The sequence below is a fragment of the Thalassolituus marinus genome, from assembly GCF_020320395.1.
Classification (GTDB): domain Bacteria; phylum Pseudomonadota; class Gammaproteobacteria; order Pseudomonadales; family Oceanobacteraceae; genus Venatoribacter; species Venatoribacter marinus.
The window spans coordinates 17,942-37,283 of record NZ_JAEDAH010000016.1 but is presented as its reverse complement, the minus strand read 5'-3'; the positions used below and the strand labels follow the sequence as shown (position 1 = coordinate 37,283).

The window sequence follows — 19,342 nt, the reverse complement described above, 5'->3', positions numbered from 1 at the left end:
CCATGACCGATATCGTAAATATTCTCGCGGTTATCTGCCTGCTGACCGGTGGCTTCTTCCTGTTTGTGGGCTCTGTTGGCTTGGCAAAATTACCGGATTTTTACACCCGCCTGCATGCGCCAACCAAAGCGACGACGCTCGGCGTCGGTGCGGTACTGTTAGGCTCTATGTTGCTGACCACCATGCGTGACGGCGGTATCAGTATTCACGAACTGGTGATCAGTTTGTTCCTGTTTATTACTGCCCCGGTTTCGGCACATATGATGGCCAAGGCAGCGCTGCATAAAAAAGTCACGGCGCTGAAAAACACGCATAAACGCGAATTAATGAAGCGTATCGCGCAACAGAAAACGCCGGAGTAATCCGGCGTTTTTTTAAACAGAATTAATTGCATCCTGCAGTTTATCCACACCGATAATGGTCATACCCGGCACCGGCTGTCGTGGTGCATTGGCTTTCGGCACAATGGCACGGGTAAAACCGTGTTTCGCGGCTTCTTTTATTCTTTCCTGTCCCGACGGTACCGGGCGAATTTCACCGGATAACCCCACTTCACCAAAGACGATTAAATCCTGTGGTAACGGCTGGTTGCGGAAGCTCGACAGCGCCGCCAACAGCAGGGCCAGGTCAGCAGCGGTTTCACCGACTTTTACCCCGCCAACGACGTTGATATACACGTCCTGATCACCGAGGTGAATACCACCGTGGCGATGCAGGGCAGCCAACAATAAATTCATACGGTTCTGGTCAAGGCCAACGGCTACGCGTTTAGGGTGACCGAAGTGGCTGTCATCGACCAGAGCCTGAATCTCGACCAGCAACGGCCGGGTACCTTCCCAGATCACCATCACTACACTGCCGGCCGCGGCTTCTTCCCCCCGGCTGAGGAAGATAGAGCTGGGGTTTTTCACTTCTTTAAGGCCGGTATCGATCATGGCAAATACACCCAGCTCATTAATGGCACCAAAACGGTTTTTAATGCCACGCAGAGTGCGGAAGCGACTGTCACCGTCGCCTTCCAGCATGATCGAGCAGTCAATCATATGCTCCAGAACTTTGGGGCCCGCCAGGGTACCGTCTTTGGTGACATGGCCAACCAGCAGCAAAATAGTGCCTGTCTGTTTGGCAAAGCGGGTCAGGGCGGCGGCACTCTCCCGTACCTGGGAAACACTGCCGGGCGCGGATTCGATGCCGTCGACATGCATAACCTGAATCGAATCGATAACCACCACTTTCGGTTTGTGCTGCTGCAGCGTGCTGATCAGGCGATCGACACTGGTTTCACTGAGCATATTCAGCTGATCGGTTGGCAAGCCCAGACGCTTGGCGCGCATGGCCACCTGTTGCAGGCTTTCTTCACCGGTGACGTACAGCGCAGGCATGCTGGCAGCCAGTGTGCACATAGTCTGTAGCAGCAGAGTGGATTTACCGGCACCCGGATGACCGCCAATCAGAATGGCAGAGCCCGGCACCAGACCGCCGCCCAGCACCCGATCGAATTCCTGCATACCGCTGCTGATACGTGGTACTTCTGCCAGATCAACGTCGGCCAGACGCTGGATTGACTGGCCGCCGGCACCACCGGCGTAACCGCCGTAGCTGGCATCACGCGCCGGTGATTTAGCCGCTGAAACAACGAATTCCTGCAGCGTATTCCAGGCGCCACAGTCGTTACATTGTCCCTGCCATTTGGCATGTTCTGAGCCACAGTCATTACAGACGTAAGCGGTTTTCTTTTTAGCCATAGCGAAGTGTCGTTGCCGCGTAAAAACGGAAGGTTATCAGGCTTAACGTGCCGGTGCACAATTCTGTTTATCGGCTGCTGCCATTGTGAGGCGGTCGGAGTGATACAAAGGTTTTTTAAAGCCCGCTGATCAGTGGCAGTTAATGGAAAAATTTTACCGTCTGGTATTGAGAAAATTGTGTCTTGCCGGTGCGACAGAAACTGACGGATTTTTACTGTGATAGTACACAGCTCTTGTTACACTGCCGTGCACCAAGGCTCTGTCAGAAAGGATAACAAGCACAATGAAAATAGAGACACAGGCAATCCACGCCGGATTTGAGGATGACCCGACAACCCGCGCCGTTGCGGTTCCGATTTATCAGACCACTTCGTACAGCTTCCGTGATACGCAGCACGGCGCTGATCTGTTCGATCTGAAAGAACCAGGCAACATTTACACCCGCATTATGAACCCTACCAACGCCGTACTGGAACAGCGCGTAGCGGCCATGGAAGGTGGTATTGGTGCGCTGTGTATGGCATCCGGAATGGCGGCTATTACTGCCAGTATTCAGACACTGGCGCGAGCCGGCGACAACATCGTCAGCGTCAGCCAGCTTTACGGCGGTACCTACAATCTGTTCGCGCATACCTTCCCGCAACAGGGCATTGAAGTGCGCATGGCCTCCGGTAATGATGTGGCCGCGCTGGAAGCCCTGATTGACGACAACACCAAAGCCTTGTTCTGTGAATCCATCGGCAACCCGGCCGGTAACGTAGTTGACCTGCAGGCGCTGTCGGCGATGGCGCACAAACACGGTGTGCCGGTGATCGTGGATAACACAGTAGCAACACCTTACCTGTGTCGTCCGTTTGAATTCGGTGCCGATATTGTTGTGCACTCACTGACCAAATACATTGGCGGTCACGGTACATCCGTGGGCGGTATTATTGTCGATTCCGGTAAATTCCCGTGGAAAGATAATCCGCGCTTCCCGCACTTTAATCAGCCTGATCCTTCCTATCATGGTGTGGTGTATGCCGATGCGTTTGCAGAAGCGGCCTTTATCGGTCGTGCCCGCGTCGTACCGCTGCGCAACATGGGGGCTGCTCTGTCGCCGTTTAACGCTTTCCAGATTCTGCAGGGGCTGGAAACGCTGGCGCTGCGTATGGATCGCCATACCGAAAATGCACAGAAAGTGGCTGAATACCTGCAGGCTCACGATCAGGTTAGCTGGGTGAACTACGCCGGTCTGAGCAGCAGTCCTTATTTTGAGGTTGCGCAACGCATGGTGCAGGGCAAACCTTCAGCGATTCTGAGTTTCGGTATTAAAGGTGGCGCGGAAGCGGGTGCACGCTTTATTGATGCGCTGCAACTGATCAAGCGCCTGGTGAATATCGGTGACGCCAAGAGCCTGGCTTGTCACCCGGCAACCACCACGCACCGTCAGCTCAACGATGAAGAGCTGGCATCCGCCGGCGTAAGCCGTGATCTGGTGCGTCTGTCGATTGGTATCGAACACGCAGACGATATCATTGCCGATATTGAACAGGCGCTGAACGCAGCGGGCTGATAATGATCGCCGGGCAGTGATGCCCGGCTTTTTTATTGTGGAGATTGTGCATGTCATTTGGTCAGTTTATTGCGCTGGCAAGTTTCGTTCTGTCGATGGGAACCATCGCGCTTACCTATGCCGTAGGAACCGCCGAAGGCAGTGCTGTACTGTGCAATCCGTTTTTTGATGGCTGCACCGATATTACCCATACCGGTATGAAGGGGGACGCTGGCTTTATTTTTCGCGGTGGCATGATCGCCGCCTGCTCATTTTTCGTGATCTGGTGGATGGTGATGCGCGTCTGGCTGGTGGGTAGCAACCGTATCGCACTGAGCTTTATGCAGTTCTTCGGCGTACTGGCAGCGTTGGGTTTGCTGGCCGGTACGGCGGTATTGCTGCCGGAAAAAGCCGACACCCACTGGGGGGTTCATGTGCGCGGGGCTAACCTGTTTTTCCAGGGCATGCTGTTTGCGCTGACGATTAATTACGTACTGATTTTCCGTGCCCGCAGGCGTGGTTTTGTGGTGCCGTCATTTATCTTCAAATCCTCTCTGATCGCGGTGTTGTGGTTTATGTTTATCGGCTTTGCCGGTGTCACGGTCGGGGTCGAAATGAGCCACGGCAAGCGCATTATCGAGTGGTGGGCAACCCTGTTTATTGGCCTGTATTTCCTGTCGTCGTGGTGGGACTGGAAAGGCATTCAGCTGAGTGTGAGTGAGTCATCCGGAAAGTGACTGAAGTCACTTTCTGCTGAAGTCGTATTCGCGTCTGGCGTCTGCTGGTCGTATGCTGTGATTTCAACAACACGGAGTACACCGCATGCCGATTTCACAAGACCTGGTGCATGAAATGAATTTGCTGGCGCAGTTTGATCTGCACAGCATGCAAAAGGGAATTAAGGTGCACGCTGATGCCGGTGATGAGCTGGTGGCAGCGGCCAAACGTCTGCACGATAAAGGCCTTACTGACCGCGACGATGGCGGTTACCTGACCAGTCTTGGCCACGATGCGGCTGAGCATGTGCAGAATCTGCTGCAAATTCTGAAAAGCGGTTGAATGCAGGGCGATCAGAAATCGCCCCATTGATATTGAAAAACACTCAGGGCTGCCAGTGCCGCAGTTTCAGTGCGCAGAATGCGTGGCCCCAGAGTTAGCCCCTTAAAGCCGGCAGCAATCGCCTGGCTCACTTCATCTTCACTGAATCCACCTTCCGGCCCGACCAGTAACGCAACCGATTGCGGTGCCTGATATTCGCTCAGTGGCTTCTGATCATGGGGGTGCAGAATGAACTGCAGATCCTGTGTGCTGGCCTTGGCCCAGTCAGAAAAATGCTGTGGTGGCTGAATGACCGGTACGTAATTGCGTCCTGATTGTTCGCAGGCGCTGATGGCTACTTTCTGCCAGTGCTCCATCTTTTTTTCCAGTCGCTCACCCTTAAGGCGAACTTCACAGCGCTCACTCCACAGCGGCGTGATTTCTGCAATGCCGAGCTCGGTGGCCTTCTGGATGGTGAAGTCCATACGGTCACCTTTGGAAACTACCTGACCCAGATGCAGATTAAGAGGTTGAACCGCATCGCTGCGCAGAATATCGCCAACCAGTGCGCTGGCGGATTTTTTGCTGACGTTGCACAGGCTGGCGGCATACTCATGGCCATCGCCGTTAAACAGGCGCAAAGGTTCACCATCGCCCATACGCAGTACGCGCACCAGATGGGTGGCGGCCTGATCGTCCAGTTCGATGGTCTGCTGTGTGCTAAGAGGCTGGGGACAGTAAATGCGCGGGCCGCTCATGAAGTTATCCTGCTGTGGGTAAAGGCGCATGATAACAAAAAGGCCGGCATAAATGAGCCGGCCTGTGGGGTGTGAAAAGAGTGGTGATCAGTGGTTGTGCTGCTCGCGCAGCGTACGCCCCTGCAGCTGGAACAGATGCTGAATCAACAACTCCTGTTCGGACTCTTTCAGATCCTCAAAGTTAACCCGTACCAGATATGGCTCGTCCGGGTCTGTGCTTTTTTCAATGCCAACAATATTACCGGCCAGAGACAGCGTGGCATTCGAGGGCTTCAACTGCAGATTAAACAGCAGATGACTCTGATTGCTAAGGTCGGCACTGGTCTGAAATGCCATGCCACAGGCACTCAGGTTAACCCGTACCCGTGCTTCTGTTGATGTCAGATTCAGCTCGGGATGAATCACTGCCTGGCCGTTCAGCAGATTCAGCTTACGGTTAAATAACTCCATCAGCTTACCCAGTGCCGGGTGCGAGGTTCGCAGCTGATGCACCAGAATGCCAATCTCGTCTTCCAGTTCGCGCAGCTCACTTTTCTGCAGGTTCTGGTTTTCTTTCCAGTGACTGAATTCATCCTGGCTGATGGCCCGGAAGTCCATCACCACTTCATCGTCTAAACGAAAAAAACGTCGTCTGTCTTCCATTCAGTGTGTTCCTGATCAGAAAATTTCATTGGGCCGGAGTTCAAAATCTTCCGGTCTTGCATTAACAGCCTCTTCAACCCGGTTGTCGTCGGTTTCGATTTCCGGAACGTTATCATCGTCGTTTGGTTGTGAGCGCAGAATGACGATTTCGACCCGACGGTTACGTTCACGGGATGCCGCATCGGTATTGGGCACCAGTGGTTGGGTATCTGCATGGCCGACAATCTGAAAGCGTTGCTCATCCATTTCTGGTGCAATAAACAGCTCTTCGGCAAAGGCTGCAGCGCGGGCAGACGACAGCGTCCAGTTTGAACGGAAGCGCCCACCGCCAACCGGAATGTCATCGGTGTGACCTTCAACGGAAATCTGGCCAGGAACGGTGACCAGCACCTCGCGGATTTTGTCGATGACCGGCAGAAAACGGTCTTCGATATAGTCCGAACCGGAACGGAAAGCCCCACGCTGCTGAATCCGGATGATAATTTTCTTACCCACGGTTTCGATTTCGACCTGCCCCTGAGCAATTTCAGATTCCAGCTGGCTGGCCATCTCCATTGCCTGAGCTTCAGTGTTCTTATCTTCCAGTTGCGCAGCCGGGACTACAATCTCCCGGGTTTTCTGGCCCTGGTCGCCCTGACGTTCTTCCTGCTGGGTAACTTCGTCCTGGCACAGAACTTCCAGTGAGCTTTTGGTGATGTCACTGGTTTTCTGGCGCACTTCATTAATCGGCGTCGGCTCCGGAATAGACGGGCTGAAGTGACGAGCAATAACGCTGGTGCCCTTCGGCGGATCGCTGACGTTAACAACGGTCTGCACACCAAACGCCTGGCGCAACTCGCCTGCCAGTCGTTTGAATTTCATGGCATCCATTTCGGAGAACGACAGCAGCAGTACGAAGAAGCACATCAGCAGCGACATCAGGTCGGCAAAGGTGGCCAGCCAACCAGGTATCGCGGGACAGGGTGGACATTCTTGTTCTTCTTCCATGCTCAATCACCTGACGTGGTTCGTTTGCCTTCCTGAATGTAGGCTTGCAACATGGTTTCAATCACACGCGGGTTCTGACCGCTCTGAATAGCGAGCAGAGCATCAATGATCATCGACTTGAGGCGATCTTCCTCATCTTTGCGCAGTGTCAACTTGTCGCCGACGGGCAGGGCAAACATGGTGGCCATCATGGCGCCATAGAGCGTGGTTAACAGCGCCACCGCCATGGCCGAGCCGATGGTTTTCGGATCGTCCATATTGGCCAGCATGGCTACCAGACCAATCAGGGTGCCGATCATGCCCATCGCTGGTGCGACGTCGCCAATGGCCTTGAAAATGTAGATACCAATGGTGTGACGTTCGCTGGCCTGCTTCAGCTCTTTGCTCATCAGCGTGCGCACGACGTCAGGGTCATGACCGTCGACCAGTAGCTGAATACCTTTGCCGAGGAAGTCATCACTGACTTCCTTGCCTTCCAGCGATAACAGACCGCCTTTACGTGCCAGGCCTGCGAGCTCAACCACCTCTTCAATGATGGTTTCTGGTTTGGACATTTTGAATGAAAAGGCTTTGACGGCCACTTTCACCGCGCCCAGAAACTGGCCCAGTTCAAACTTCATCATCACCGCGAAGATACTGCCGACAACCACGATAAGTATGGACGGTATGTTCAGGAACATACCCAGGTCGCCGCCCAGAATCATCGCCATGATCACAATACCGAAGGCGCCGACTAAGCCAACTAAAGATGCGAGATCCACCGGAACTCCTTGCAGAAAAAATCCCTCACTGAGAAAGAGTTTAGACAAACATTCGTAATCTTCCTGTTGAGAAGATGAATAATCAGAGCAATCTGCCCCTTTGATGATGGAGCTCATTAACGCTTGTCCATGCATCTCCGTTCCATTGCCCGTGCAAGCGCCCTGCACCGCCTTGACCCCCGGGGGCTCTGGGTTTAGTGTTGCCGCTCTTTCACCGGATCACAGTTATGTCTGACAGCAAAACACCTTTTGAATTTGAATCGGCGCTTGGCGAGCTGGAGCAGCTGGTCGCGAAGATGGAAGGCGGCGATTTGTCGCTGGAAGATTCCCTGCAGGCTTTCGAGCAGGGCATCCGTCTGACCCGCCAGTGTCAGCAAGCTCTGGCAAGCGCAGAACAGCGTGTGCAGATCCTGCTTGAGCAGAATGGTGAAAGCGTTGCTCAGCCATTCCAACCGCAAGGGGAATAACATGCGTGATGCGCTGATCGCAGTTCAGCAGCGTGTTGAGCAGCAACTCACTCACCAGCTTTCGCTGCTTGGTCTGGCTGACCAGCGCCTGGCCGATGCCATGACCTATGGTGTGCTGAATGGTGGTAAGCGCCTGCGTCCGTTCCTGATTTACGCCACCGCGGAAGCCTTGGGTGGACGTCGCGAACAGGCAGATTGCGCCGCCGTTGCGATGGAGATGGTACACAGCTACAGCCTGGTGCATGACGACCTGCCAGCAATGGACGACGACGATCTGCGCCGTGGTAAACCGACCTGCCATATCGCCTTTGATGAAGCCACCGCCATTCTCGCGGGGGATGGCTTACTGACCGCCGCTTTCGATGTGCTGGCTAATGCCCCGCATCAGAATGATGTGCAGCGCCTTAAGCTGATTCGATTGTTGTCTGCCGCTGCTGGTGGCGCAGGCATGGTGGCCGGGCAGTGCATTGATCTGGGCAATGTCGGCAAACAGATGAGCCTTGAGCAGTTGGAGACCATGCACCGTCACAAAACCGGGGCTCTGATCCGTGCTGCGGTGCAGATGGGTGCGGTGGTTGCCAGTGAGCAGCCGGATGCCGCTATCACGCAGGCACTGGAAATTTATGCCAACGCCATTGGTCTGGCATTCCAGGTATGGGATGACATTCTCGATATCGAAGGTGACACCGCCACACTGGGTAAGCAGCAGGGAGCTGATCTGGCATTAAACAAACCAACCTATCCGGCGCTGCTGGGTATGGAAGGCGCCCGGACCAAGGCTCAGGACCTGATTGCCACAGCCCATGCAGCATTGCAGCAGGTGTCCGGTGACACCACGGTTCTCGCCCAGCTGGCCGACTACATAATCAGTCGCGACCACTGATTATGCCTCTGCATACCGCCGGTCATTCGTTCCGGCGGGCGCACAACGCTACTCTTTAGCGCCGACAGTCGGTAGAATGGCCCACTTTTCGACGGCATGGCGCAGACCATTCCGTATATAACGAAGCGACCACGCTGAAGTAGCTGATGATTCTGACCGATATCCCGACCACCCGACCAGTAACCCCTATGCTGGACTCCATTCAGTCCCCGGCAGACCTCAGGGAACTGGAGCCTGAACAGCTGCCGGAGCTGTGCAAAGAGTTGCGCGAGTATCTGGTTTACAGTGTCGGGCAGTCTGGCGGGCACTTCGGCGCCGGTCTGGGCGTAGTCGAGCTGACCGCAGCCCTGCACTATGTGTTCAACACGCCGGACGATCGTCTGGTATGGGATGTGGGCCATCAGGCGTATCCGCACAAAATTCTTACCGGCCGTCGTGAGCAACTGCCTCTGATTCGCAGTGCCGAAGGTCCGGCCGCGTTCCCGCTGCGCAGCGAAAGTGAGTACGACACCTTCGGTGTGGGCCATTCCAGTACCTCCATCGGTGCTGCGCTGGGTATGGCACTGGCTGCTCGTGCACAGGGTATCGAACGTGAAGCTGTGGCGGTTATCGGTGATGGCGCCATCACTGCCGGAATGGCATTCGAAGCGATGAACCATGCCGGCCACGAAAAAGCCGATCTGCTGGTGATCCTGAACGACAACGACATGTCGATCTCCAACAACGTGGGTGCACTGAACAAATACTTCACCCGCATCTGGTCGAGCCGCACCTATTCCGCGCTGCGCGAAGGCAGTAAGCGTGTGCTGGAGAAAATCCCGGCGGCGTGGGAATTTGCCCGTCGCACGGAAGAACACATGAAAGGCATGGTGGCTCCGGGCACCATGTTCGAAGAGCTGGGCTTTAACTATTACGGCCCGATTGATGGTCACGACCTTGATGAGCTGGTGCTCACCCTGGAAAACCTGAAAAAGCTCAAGGGCCCGCGTTTCCTGCACATTGTTACCCGCAAGGGCAAAGGCTTTGCGCCAGCAGAACAGGACCCGATCAAATACCACGCACTGAAAGGCTCGAAAGCCGCCGGTGCGGTGAAAAAAGTCAGCTACTCCAATATCTTCGGTCAGTGGCTGTGCGATATGGCCGCTGCCGACAGTCGCCTGATGGGGATTACCCCGGCGATGCGCGAAGGCTCTGACCTGATCCGTTTTTCGGAAGAATTTCCGGACCGTTACTTCGACGTTGCCATTGCTGAACAGCACGCCGTTACTCTGGCTGCAGGTCTGGCCTGCGATGGCTGCAAGCCAGTGGTCGCGATTTACTCGACTTTCCTGCAGCGCGCCTACGATCAGCTGATCCACGATGTTGCCCTGCAGAATCTCGACGTACTGTTCGCCATCGACCGTGCTGGTCTGGTGGGCGAAGACGGACCGACACACCACGGTGCTTACGACATCAGCTACCTGCGTTGCATTCCGAATATGGTCATCATGACGCCATCGGATGAGAACGAATGTCGCCAGATGCTGTATACCGGTTATCAGCACGAAGGCCCGGCGGCGGTACGCTATCCGCGTGGCAGCGGCACCGGTGTGCAACCCGCCAGCGAAATGCAGGCCCTGCCAATGGGCAAAGGCATTGTCCGCCGTCAGGGCGCTCAGAACGGTTTCCGCGTTGCTCTGCTGGCCTTTGGTGCACCATTGCAGCAAGCACTGGAAGCGGCAGAAACCCTGAACGCCACCGTTGCCGATATGCGTTTCGTTAAACCTCTCGATCATGCGCTGGTGGCGGAGCTGGCTGCCTCTCATGATCTGCTGGTTACGCTGGAAGAAAACGCAGTGATGGGCGGTGCCGGTAGTGCCGTGCTGGAATCTCTGGCTGCAACGGCGCATCAGACTCCGGTGCTGACACTGGGCATTCCGGATCGTTACATCGAGCATGCGTCACCGGCGCAGCAGCAGGTGGATATCGGTCTGACGGCTCAGACTATTGTGGATGCGGTAAAACCTCACTGGCCTGACAGCACCAGCGGCTGCGCCTGATTCCACTCCCGCCGACGTTTAATCGGCCAAACCTCGCCAAAAACTGCTTTACTTAAGGAACTGGCATCTGCGTTCGGGCAGATGCAGAGAGTAAGGCTGACAATGGAGGGGTAGGCTTGAGACGTTATCTCGCAGTCATTCTGTTACTGGTGATTGCCACCGCAGCGGTGGTATACGACGGCGTGTTCCGTTATGAGAACAGCCGTGTGCTGGCGATCAGCAATCATCTGCTGGAGCGTGTGTACAGCCGCACGATGCGCGAGTATTACGCGCTGCTTGCCGATGCCCGTACCTCTATTGAACGGGACGGCGGCACCCATATGCTGCTCACACTGCAGCAAAGATCCCCGTTATCTAATTTTCTTGAGGCAGGCCCATCGCTGGACGAGCTGCGTCAGCCAGGTGACTGGCAGGTCAGCGTTAGTCTGGAAGAGCTGTCGTCCTCGGTAGCCGTGCCGTTGGATACGCACGACAAAGCCGGGCTGTTGCTGGATCTGTATTCCCGCTATTCCAATCAGCGCCTGGCGCTGCGCATTGATATGCAGAACTGGATTCATCAGACCACGGAAGACCTTGGTCTGGGGTTACTGCCGTTTACCGTTACCTGGCGTGGAAATGCGTTGCCTCAGCTGGACGATGGCGACATGCAGTCCATGACTCTGTTCAACGATTTCCTGATTCCCGAGTTCAGCCTGTATCTCAGCCACAATGAGATTCTTGAACTGTTTAACCAGTACACGCTGGCAATTCTGGTGGCGGCCATGGTGTCGATTCCGGAAGCCATTCTGTTGCTGTGGCTGTGGCGTCAGTATTTTCGTGGGCGCAACCTGCAAAAGGTACTGGAGCGTACCAGCCTGGATCTGCAACGACAGAAGCAACAGAATCAGGCTCGTTCACGCATGCTGAAAAAAGCGTCGGAACAGGTAAAAGGCCTGAACGATGATCTGGAAAAAGCCCGTATCCGTATGGAATTGTCGGAGCGTCTGGCAGCGCTGGGAGAAATATCGGCGGGTATTGCCCATGAAATTAACAACCCGGTGGCGTACAGCCTGAGCAATTTATCCACACTTAAGGAAGACCTGTCGGTACTGACTGAGTTTATTCAGCAAGTGGATAAAGCCACCGACTTACTGGATAAAGACTCAGAAGCCTACCAGGCGCTGTTAAAGGCTTATCAGTCGCTAGATGTGCCAGACGCACTTGGTTCGGCACCAGAACGCATCCACGATGCCTCTGAAGGCATTGAACGGGTGGCCAGAATCATCCAGGACATGCGCAAGCTCAGTCGTGGAGCAAACGACGGTATGCGTGCCTGTGACCTGAACCGCGAGCTGGAAAGCGTATTCAATATTGCCCGCAGCCGGCTGAAGGGCAACATCCAGCTGATTACCGAATTGCAGGCGCTGCCGCCAGTACATTGCAACCCATCGCAGATTGGTCAGGTCGTTCTGAACATGCTGGTGAATTCGATACAGGCCATCGGCAGTGATAAGGGCGGAGAAATTACATTGCGTCAGGTGGTGCACGATCAGCAGCTGGAAATGTCGATCTGTGATAACGGCCCCGGCATGGACGAAGAAACCGCCAGCAAGGTATTTGAACCTTTCTTTACCACCAAAGATGAAGGTCAGGGCACCGGCATGGGGCTGGCGCTGTGTTATCAGTTAATTGAAGCCCATCAGGGGCGTATAGAACTGGCAACAGAAAAGGGCAAAGGAACCTGTTTCACCGTTTGGTTGCCGCTGGGTACGTCAGACGTTTCTGCAGGAGATTCTCATGCTGAGTGATGGTTATTCAGAAATGGCCCGTGAAAAACATGGGCGCCTGTTAATAGTGGACGATGAAGAATCAGTGCTGCAGGCACTGCGCAGGCTGTTTCACCGCCAGTACGATGTGGTCACTCATACAAGTGGTGCCGCAGCACTGGAACAGCTGCAAAACGAACGCTTCGACGTCATTATTTCTGATATGCGGATGCCGGGAATGAACGGTGCAGAGCTGTTAAAAAACTGCTTTGAACTATACCCGCAGATGATTCGCATATTGCTGACAGGCTACTCCGATCTTGAGTCTGCGATTAAGGCTATAAACGAAGGCAATATTTACCGCTACGTTGCTAAGCCGTGGGACAACGATATGCTGCGCGCATTAATCGTTGAAGCGATTGAAACCCGTGATTTAAAAGATGCGAATCAGAAGCTCAATGCGCATATCGTTACTCAGAACGAAGAGCTGGAACGACTTAATCGTCAGCTGCAGGAAAAGTATCAGGAAAAATCCGACCAGGTGGGTGAGGCCGAAGCCAAATTGCAGGATGCCTACCGCACTCTGCGTCAGGAATTTAACAGCATGGTGCATATTCTGGTGGGCATCATGGAGCGCAGGAATGGCGAAGAAGAAGGAAGTTCGGAAAAACTGGCGCGGCTGGCCAAAGAATTTGCTGAATTTGCCGGCCTTGAGGGACAGCAGATTCAGGATGTGTATTACGCCGCACTGTTGCGCAATATCGGTAAGGTACCGCTGCCGGATGCCGTTCTGGATAAAGCCGTGTCGCAAATGAGCATGGTGGAAAAACAGGAATACGCGCATTTTCCGATTCACGGTCAGACAACGCTGATGCTGCTCGAGCCGCTGCAGAATGCGTCCAATATTATCCGCTCGCATATGGAGCTGTATAACGGCAAAGGCTTCCCCGATAAGCTGGCCGGTGACGCCATCCCGAAAGAAGCGCGTATTCTGCGCATCGTCTGTGATTACGTCGACAGCCAGCGTGAACACAACTTTCTCGGTGAAGCACTGGAACCGGATGCAGCCAGAGCGTATCTGCTGAAACTATCCGGACAACGCTACGACCGGGAGCTGGTCGATATCTTTATGGATGTACTGAAAGAGTACACCGAAGGCGTGGTATCAAATTTTGAACGCATCCCTATTCAGGAAGCACGGGTTGGCATGGTGCTGGTGGATAACCTGATCAGTCCGGCTGGGGTGGTGCTGTTGTCGCAGGGCACTCAGCTGACTCAGCGTCATGTGGATAAATTACTGGCCATGCAGCTGCAGTTTGAGGGGCACGAAATCAAGTTGCACATTCGTCGCGAAAACACGGCTGAGCCCGACAGTCAGCCTGAATAAAAGATACCCGCCACAAACAAAAACAGCCTCGCAAGAGGCTGTTTTTTTATGCACGCAGATCAGGTATCAGGCGCCTTCCGGCTCGTCATCCTGATGGGTTGGTAACGTATCGGCCTGGGTGTCCAGCGGCAGATAGTGACCCAGTTTTGCGGCTTTGGTTTTCAGGTAACCATCGTTATGCGGGTTGCGGCCAACCTGCAGCGGCACACGCTCGGCAACGGTAACGCCAGCCTCTGACAGGGCTTTCACCTTGCGCGGGTTATTGGTCATCAGGCGAATTGCGCTGATGCCCAGATGGCCCAGCATTGGCTGACACATGCTGTAATCACGCATGTCGGCACCAAAGCCCAGACGTTCGTTAGCTTCAACCGTATCGGCACCCTGGTCCTGCAGATTGTATGCACGAATCTTGTTCAGCAGGCCAATGCCGCGACCTTCCTGGCGCAGATACAGCACCACGCCACGACCGGCTTCGGATACCGAACGCAGTGCTTCTTCCAGCTGATAACCACAGTCACAGCGCATGCTGAATAACGCATCGCCGGTCAGACATTCGGAATGCGCGCGGGCCAGAACAGGCTCTCCGCTGGCGACATCACCCATGGTCAGAGCAACATGTTCCTTACCGGTTTCACTGTCCTCAAAACCATGCATAGTAAACACACCGAACGGCGTCGGCAGTTTGGATGAGGCGATGTAGTTAATACTCAATGGGAGTACTCCGGGATCAAACAGGGCGCGTATTCTAGCAGCGATGGCCAGCCCTGCCTAATCCGATAACGCCAGCAGAGCGGTCAGATATGACGGTTTTGCTGGTCAGCGCCGGGCTTTCAGCACTGCTGTGCGCCACGGCCCGCATGAAACGGCGCTTTCCCCGGCCGCACTGGCATCAGTAGAATAGATATCAACAACACAGAGTACAGGACAGGACAACAATGATCTGGCTACTGCTGGGACTGCTGCTACTGGCAATACTGCTGCTGCCCGGCATCTGGGTACAGCATGTACTGAAACGCCACAGCGGTCTGCGCAAGGATTTCCCCGGTACTGGTGGCGATATGGCGCGCCATCTGCTGAGCAAAATGGGTCTGGAAAACGTACAGGTCGAAGCCACGGAGGCGGGCGATCACTACGACCCGGGCAGCCGCGCTGTGCGCCTGACCCGCGACAAATTCGAAGGCAAAAGCCTGACGGCTGTCGTGGTCGCGGCACACGAGGTAGGGCATGCGCTGCAGCATGCGCGGCGCGAAGGCATGTTCCAGGCGCGCACGGTATTCGCCGTACTGGCCATGTGGATGCAACGCATCGCACCGGCGGCGCTGCTGCTGGCCCCTTTGCTGGCCGGGGTATCGCCGGGCTTTTCACGACTGGCGCTGGTGGTGGCGGTGGGAGCCATGCTGCTGGGGACGCTGGTGCATCTGATCACCCTGCCGGTAGAGTGGGATGCCAGCTTCGGCAAAGCGTTACCACTGCTGCGTGATGGTGAATACCTGCAGCCAAAAGACATGCGCGCCGCACGCAGCATTCTGCTGGCCGCCGCCATGACCTACGTGGCAGCGTCGTTAATGAGCCTGCTGAATATTGGCCGCTGGTTGCGTTACCTGCGCCGCTGAGACGACAACGTGGCTCTGTGCCCACGAACCCGAAGGAATCTGATTTGATGTCAAAAGGATATGGCCTGCTGCAGGTCACACTGCTGTTTCTTGCTTCCGTGTCGGTGGTCATGGCCGCCGACAGTTTACCGGTGCTGCACTGGCTCCAGCATCTGCAACAGGAGGGGGATGCCCTGTTGGCGGCGTTGCTCAATGTCTCCTCAGCCTGGCACGCCCTGCTGCACGGCAGTGACAACAGCGGGTTGTGGCAGGTTGTTATGCACTCCGGCCTGCCACTGCTGTTGATTTTTCCACTACGCTGGCTGACCAAATTTCTGGCGCGCTATCTGGTGAATGGCATCATTCACTGGCATAACCAGATCGTCAGCAGCGGCTTACGTCATCAGGGCGCAAGAGCCATGGCCAGGCTGGCGTCTGGTGTCACTCCGCTGCTGCCCTGGGGGATGCTGTTGTGGCTCAGTACACTGGTGCCAGCGCCGGATAAGCAGCAAATGGGGCTGGGCGGTGCGCTGCTCATCCTGTTTCAGGTGTATGTTCTATACGTACTGCTGAAACTGGCCAGTGAATGGTTTCTGCAGAGCATTTGTCAGGGTGCCGGTAATTACATGAATGCCGAAAGTACCTCCTTACTGGAATTGCGTACCCGATCTTCAACTTCATGGCTGCTGCTGCCCTGGGTGTTGATCGCCCTGACCAGCTATCTGTTCACCCAGTCGGTGATCGGCCAGTTGGTTGGCGCTATTGTCTGGCTGTTCAGCTGGCTGGTGATCTGTCGCCTGCTGTATTTCTACCGCGAAGAGCTGATCCTGAATCTGAAACGTCTGCTGCCGCAAAGCATGGATCCACTGATCGAAAAAGTCGGTCACGGTAAGCTCATGACAATCACTTTGCCTCTGTGGATACCATTCAACCTGCTGTTGTTTATCAAGGCATTTGTCAGCCAGCTGTTGGCGGAATTTTCCTGGTTCCAGAAGCTGAATGCCCGCTGGTTCCGCATGAAGAACCAGAACGCGGAAAACGAAGCGGATGATGATGTCTCAGAGCGTATCGATGATGATTACCTGCACTGGTTCAGTGACGACGGCGAATGGGAATACCCGATTATCGACACCGGACTGAGTGCCGCAATACGCAAAAACTTTGACCTCTGGGATGAAGAACGCAGTAATGAAAATGTATTGCTGATCTGTGGGGAACCGGGTATCGGCAAAAATTCTGCAGCGCGCCGCTTTGCTAACACATTAACCAGTGAAAAGAGTGAAACGCAGATCCGGCTCATTGATGTACCAGCGAAAACTATCTCGGCCGATGCGTTGTATCAGCTCCTTGGCGAGGCCCTCAATGAGAACCTGGCAGGAGGTCCGGCAGCACTGGTTGAAGCCGATAAACATTTATCACCAACGCTGATTATTATTAACGACGCTGAAAACCTGTTTCTGGCCGAGGTGGGGGCATTTGATGGCTGGCGCAGCCTGCTGTCGTTAACCAATGCGCAGCTGCAGAATGTCTTCTGGGTTATTGTCATTAACAATCAGAGCTGGGCATATCTGTGTAATGTATTTGGTCGGGACTACCAGATTAAAAATGTCATTCGGGCAAAACGCTGGAGCCAGTCAGACATTCGCTCACTGATTCTGTCCAGAAATCAGAAAAGCGGTTACCGGCTGCTATACGATGAGGTTCTCATTGATACCCGTTCACAGGCAACACAAACCGTACGCAACGCAGAACAGCGCTATTTCAGTTTGCTCTGGGATGCCTGTCGCGGCAACCCGGTGACAGCACTTAAACTGTGGAAAGAATCGGTATCCACGTTACGCAATGTGGCAACGGTAAGAATTCCACGTCTGCCGGCCAGTGCGCGCATTGAAAAATCGAGCGCCAATAATATGTTTGTGTATGCCGCACTGGTAACCCATGGCCGTCTCTCAACCGCAGAAATTATGCGGGTAACTGACATGGCAGAAAATGTCGTTCGTTATGCTCTGAAGTCGGCACAGGAGGACGATGTTATCGAGAAAGGCAACGACGGCCGCTACAGCATCACCGCGCTGTGGTACTACACTGTTACCAGCACGCTGAACAGGATGAACATGCTCAATGAATGACACCAATGGATTAGTTGATGGCCTGCTGAGCATTGCAGGTATTTTTAATCTGTATGCAATCCTGCTGCTGATTTTGGGTGGCTTTTTACTGTGGGCGCTGGCACAGGGATTAAGCACCGTAAGCCAGCGTCTGATGGAAAAAATACCCGCACGGCGCTTTCTTATTTTGCAGATATCCACACTGCTGAGTTTCGGCTTGTATATTTTCGGTTCTGTCGGACTGGTCATTGCCGTACTGCAACCGCCGAAAGAACTACTGTATGCCGCCGCCGGTTCTGTTGCTGTTGCGCTCGGTTTTGCCCTGAAAGATATTGCAGCTTCGCTGGTTGCCGGCATTCTGCTGCTCTTTGACCGTCCCTTCCGGGTTGGAGACCGTGTCGTGTTTGGCGATACCTACGGCGAGATTGTATCGATTGGCTTGCGTACGGTGCGCATGAATACTCTGGATGACAATCTGGTAACCATACCTAACTCACGTTTTATTACCGATGTCGTCGCGTCAGGCAATGCCGGTGAGCTGGACATGATGGTCGTCACCGACTTTCACCTGGCTCTGGCTGCTGATATCAATAAAGCTCAGGCGTTAATTGAAGAAGTGGTCGTTACCAGCCGTTATGCATATCTGAAAAAGCCGGTTAATTTTACACTGGAAGAAGTAGAGGTCGCCCGTATGCTGGCGATCCGCTTACGGGTTAAAGCCTACGTGTTGGATGTACGTTACGAAAAAACATTTCAGTCCGATATTGTAAAGCGTGGTACCGCATTGCTGGCCAAACATGGTATTGCCCGACCGCAACCGGGTGGTAGCCTGTGATTGAGTTTGAATATCATCCTGCCATTGAAGCGGGGCAGGACAGCGAAGACACTCTGACCCTGTACTTTGTGGGCGAGCAACTGCTGCTGCCGCAAAGGCTGATCGATCAGCCCGACAGTGACGTGCCGTGGAGCAAGGAAACCCTGGCAGGGGAGCGCACGCTGGAAATGGTGCTGGGTACTGTGGATGGCGAAACGCTGCGTATTGCTGAACTGACACAGGCGCAGGACGGCTGGCAGACCATCAGTCTGCGTGATTACCTGATGAACAGCCGCGAACAGGATTTCCGTGTGGTTAATGCCGCGGCACAGCTTAAATACTGGCGCAGCACCCAGAATTACTGCTCACGCTGTGGCACCGGGTTAGTCACCATTGCCAACGATCGGGCGCTGCTGTGCCCATCCTGCCAGTACCGCTCCTATCCTAAAATATCGCCCTGTGTGATTGCTGTGGTGCGCAAAGGCCGCCAGCTACTGCTGGCCAACTCCAACCGCCATCGCACCGCTATGTACTCCTGTTTAGCCGGGTTTATCGAGGCTGGCGAAAGTGCGGAAGAAGCACTGGCGCGGGAAATATTCGAAGAAGCCGGAATACAGGTAAAAAATCCGCAGTATCTGGTGTCACAGGCATGGCCGTTTCCGCATCAGTTAATGCTTGGCTATTTATGCGAATACGACAGTGGCGAGCTGAATATCGACACCACCGAGCTCAACAGCGCCGACTGGTTTGATATTGATGATTTACCCTTACTGCCAGCATCCCAGACGGTAGCGCGCAAACTGATTGATGCGGCGGTAACGCTGATTCGCGATTGTTAGCCG

The 19,342-nt window shown here is 54.5% G+C and carries 19 protein-coding genes; 13 read left to right on the top strand and 6 right to left on the bottom strand.

Translation table 11 applies throughout. From position 1 onward, the window contains the following. Positions 1-2: 2 nt before the first annotated feature. Entirely contained in the window at positions 3-362 is a 360-nt protein-coding gene (locus tag I9W95_RS03750) for a Na+/H+ antiporter subunit G (RefSeq protein WP_225671991.1), read from the top strand. A gap of 12 nt (positions 363-374) precedes the next feature. Here I9W95_RS03750 and radA read toward each other — a convergent pair whose 3' ends face one another. Further along, positions 375-1,745, bottom strand: a complete 1,371-nt coding sequence (radA, locus tag I9W95_RS03745) for a DNA repair protein RadA (RefSeq protein WP_225671989.1) — start codon at positions 1,743-1,745, stop codon at positions 375-377. A 283-nt stretch (positions 1,746-2,028) separates the two neighbouring features. Between radA and I9W95_RS03740 the strand changes: the two genes are divergently transcribed. From I9W95_RS03740 to I9W95_RS03730, 3 genes are all read left to right on the top strand, one after another. Further along, positions 2,029-3,300, top strand: a complete 1,272-nt coding sequence (locus tag I9W95_RS03740; RefSeq protein WP_225671987.1) for a bifunctional O-acetylhomoserine aminocarboxypropyltransferase/cysteine synthase — start codon at positions 2,029-2,031, stop codon at positions 3,298-3,300. Positions 3,301-3,350: 50 nt separating this feature from the next. Beyond that, complete coding sequence (locus I9W95_RS03735) at positions 3,351-4,016, top strand: Frag1/DRAM/Sfk1 family protein (RefSeq protein ID WP_225671985.1); 666 nt, start codon at positions 3,351-3,353, stop codon at positions 4,014-4,016. Positions 4,017-4,101: 85 nt separating this feature from the next. Next, complete coding sequence (locus I9W95_RS03730) at positions 4,102-4,338, top strand: TIGR02647 family protein (RefSeq protein WP_225671983.1); 237 nt, start codon at positions 4,102-4,104, stop codon at positions 4,336-4,338. 11 nt (positions 4,339-4,349) lie between these two features. Here I9W95_RS03730 and I9W95_RS03725 read toward each other — a convergent pair whose 3' ends face one another. The 4 genes from I9W95_RS03725 to pomA form a co-directional block, all read right to left on the bottom strand. Continuing rightward, entirely contained in the window at positions 4,350-5,075 is a 726-nt protein-coding gene (locus I9W95_RS03725) for a 16S rRNA (uracil(1498)-N(3))-methyltransferase (RefSeq protein ID WP_225671981.1), read from the bottom strand. An 87-nt stretch (positions 5,076-5,162) separates the two neighbouring features. Continuing rightward, positions 5,163-5,717: a PilZ domain-containing protein gene (locus I9W95_RS03720; RefSeq protein WP_225671979.1), complete on the bottom strand. Its 555-nt coding sequence runs from the start codon at positions 5,715-5,717 to the stop codon at positions 5,163-5,165. A gap of 15 nt (positions 5,718-5,732) precedes the next feature. Next, positions 5,733-6,710: a flagellar motor protein MotB gene (locus I9W95_RS03715; protein WP_404818738.1), complete on the bottom strand. Its 978-nt coding sequence runs from the start codon at positions 6,708-6,710 to the stop codon at positions 5,733-5,735. Next, positions 6,707-7,465 carry a flagellar motor protein PomA gene (gene pomA / locus I9W95_RS03710; RefSeq protein ID WP_225671975.1) on the bottom strand — a complete coding sequence of 253 codons (759 nt, stop codon included), beginning with the start codon at positions 7,463-7,465 and terminating at the stop codon, positions 6,707-6,709. Before pomA ends, I9W95_RS03715 begins: the two co-directional genes overlap by 4 nt. A 227-nt stretch (positions 7,466-7,692) precedes the next feature. On the opposite strand from pomA, the gene I9W95_RS03705 reads away from it, so the two are divergent. From I9W95_RS03705 to I9W95_RS03685, 5 genes are all read left to right on the top strand, one after another. Beyond that, positions 7,693-7,932, top strand: coding sequence for an exodeoxyribonuclease VII small subunit (locus I9W95_RS03705; RefSeq protein ID WP_225671973.1), 240 nt, complete (start codon positions 7,693-7,695; stop codon positions 7,930-7,932). 1 nt (position 7,933) lies between these two features. Beyond that, positions 7,934-8,815, top strand: coding sequence for a (2E,6E)-farnesyl diphosphate synthase (gene ispA, locus I9W95_RS03700; RefSeq protein WP_225671970.1), 882 nt, complete (start codon positions 7,934-7,936; stop codon positions 8,813-8,815). A 146-nt stretch (positions 8,816-8,961) separates the two neighbouring features. Further along, positions 8,962-10,854 (top strand): 1-deoxy-D-xylulose-5-phosphate synthase, encoded by a 1,893-nt coding sequence (dxs, locus tag I9W95_RS03695; RefSeq protein WP_225671968.1) that lies wholly within the window; start codon positions 8,962-8,964, stop codon positions 10,852-10,854. A 116-nt stretch (positions 10,855-10,970) separates the two neighbouring features. Next, positions 10,971-12,641, top strand: a complete 1,671-nt coding sequence (locus I9W95_RS03690; RefSeq protein WP_225671966.1) for a sensor histidine kinase — start codon at positions 10,971-10,973, stop codon at positions 12,639-12,641. After that, a complete protein-coding gene (locus tag I9W95_RS03685; RefSeq protein ID WP_225671964.1) occupies positions 12,631-13,986 on the top strand; it encodes an HD domain-containing phosphohydrolase in 1,356 nt (451 codons plus the stop codon). The genes I9W95_RS03690 and I9W95_RS03685 overlap by 11 nt, the downstream gene beginning before the upstream one ends. A gap of 66 nt (positions 13,987-14,052) precedes the next feature. On the opposite strand, the gene ribA is transcribed toward I9W95_RS03685, so the two are convergent. After that, the gene (gene ribA / locus I9W95_RS03680) at positions 14,053-14,697 is read right to left on the bottom strand and encodes a GTP cyclohydrolase II (RefSeq protein ID WP_225671962.1); all 645 of its coding nucleotides are present in this window, start codon (positions 14,695-14,697) and stop codon (positions 14,053-14,055) included. A 224-nt stretch (positions 14,698-14,921) separates the two neighbouring features. On the opposite strand from ribA, the gene I9W95_RS03675 reads away from it, so the two are divergent. From I9W95_RS03675 to nudC, 4 genes are read left to right on the top strand one after another with little or no spacing between them, the layout of a single operon-like run. Further along, positions 14,922-15,599: a zinc metallopeptidase gene (locus tag I9W95_RS03675; protein ID WP_225671960.1), complete on the top strand. Its 678-nt coding sequence runs from the start codon at positions 14,922-14,924 to the stop codon at positions 15,597-15,599. Between the two features lie 47 nt (positions 15,600-15,646). After that, a complete protein-coding gene (locus I9W95_RS03670; RefSeq protein WP_225671958.1) occupies positions 15,647-17,707 on the top strand; it encodes an ATP-binding protein in 2,061 nt (686 codons plus the stop codon). After that, the gene (locus tag I9W95_RS03665; protein WP_225671955.1) at positions 17,700-18,521 is read left to right on the top strand and encodes a mechanosensitive ion channel family protein; all 822 of its coding nucleotides are present in this window, start codon (positions 17,700-17,702) and stop codon (positions 18,519-18,521) included. The genes I9W95_RS03670 and I9W95_RS03665 overlap by 8 nt, the downstream gene beginning before the upstream one ends. Continuing rightward, a complete protein-coding gene (gene nudC, locus I9W95_RS03660) occupies positions 18,518-19,339 on the top strand; it encodes an NAD(+) diphosphatase (protein ID WP_225671953.1) in 822 nt (273 codons plus the stop codon). The genes I9W95_RS03665 and nudC overlap by 4 nt, the downstream gene beginning before the upstream one ends. Positions 19,340-19,342: the final 3 nt, after the last annotated feature.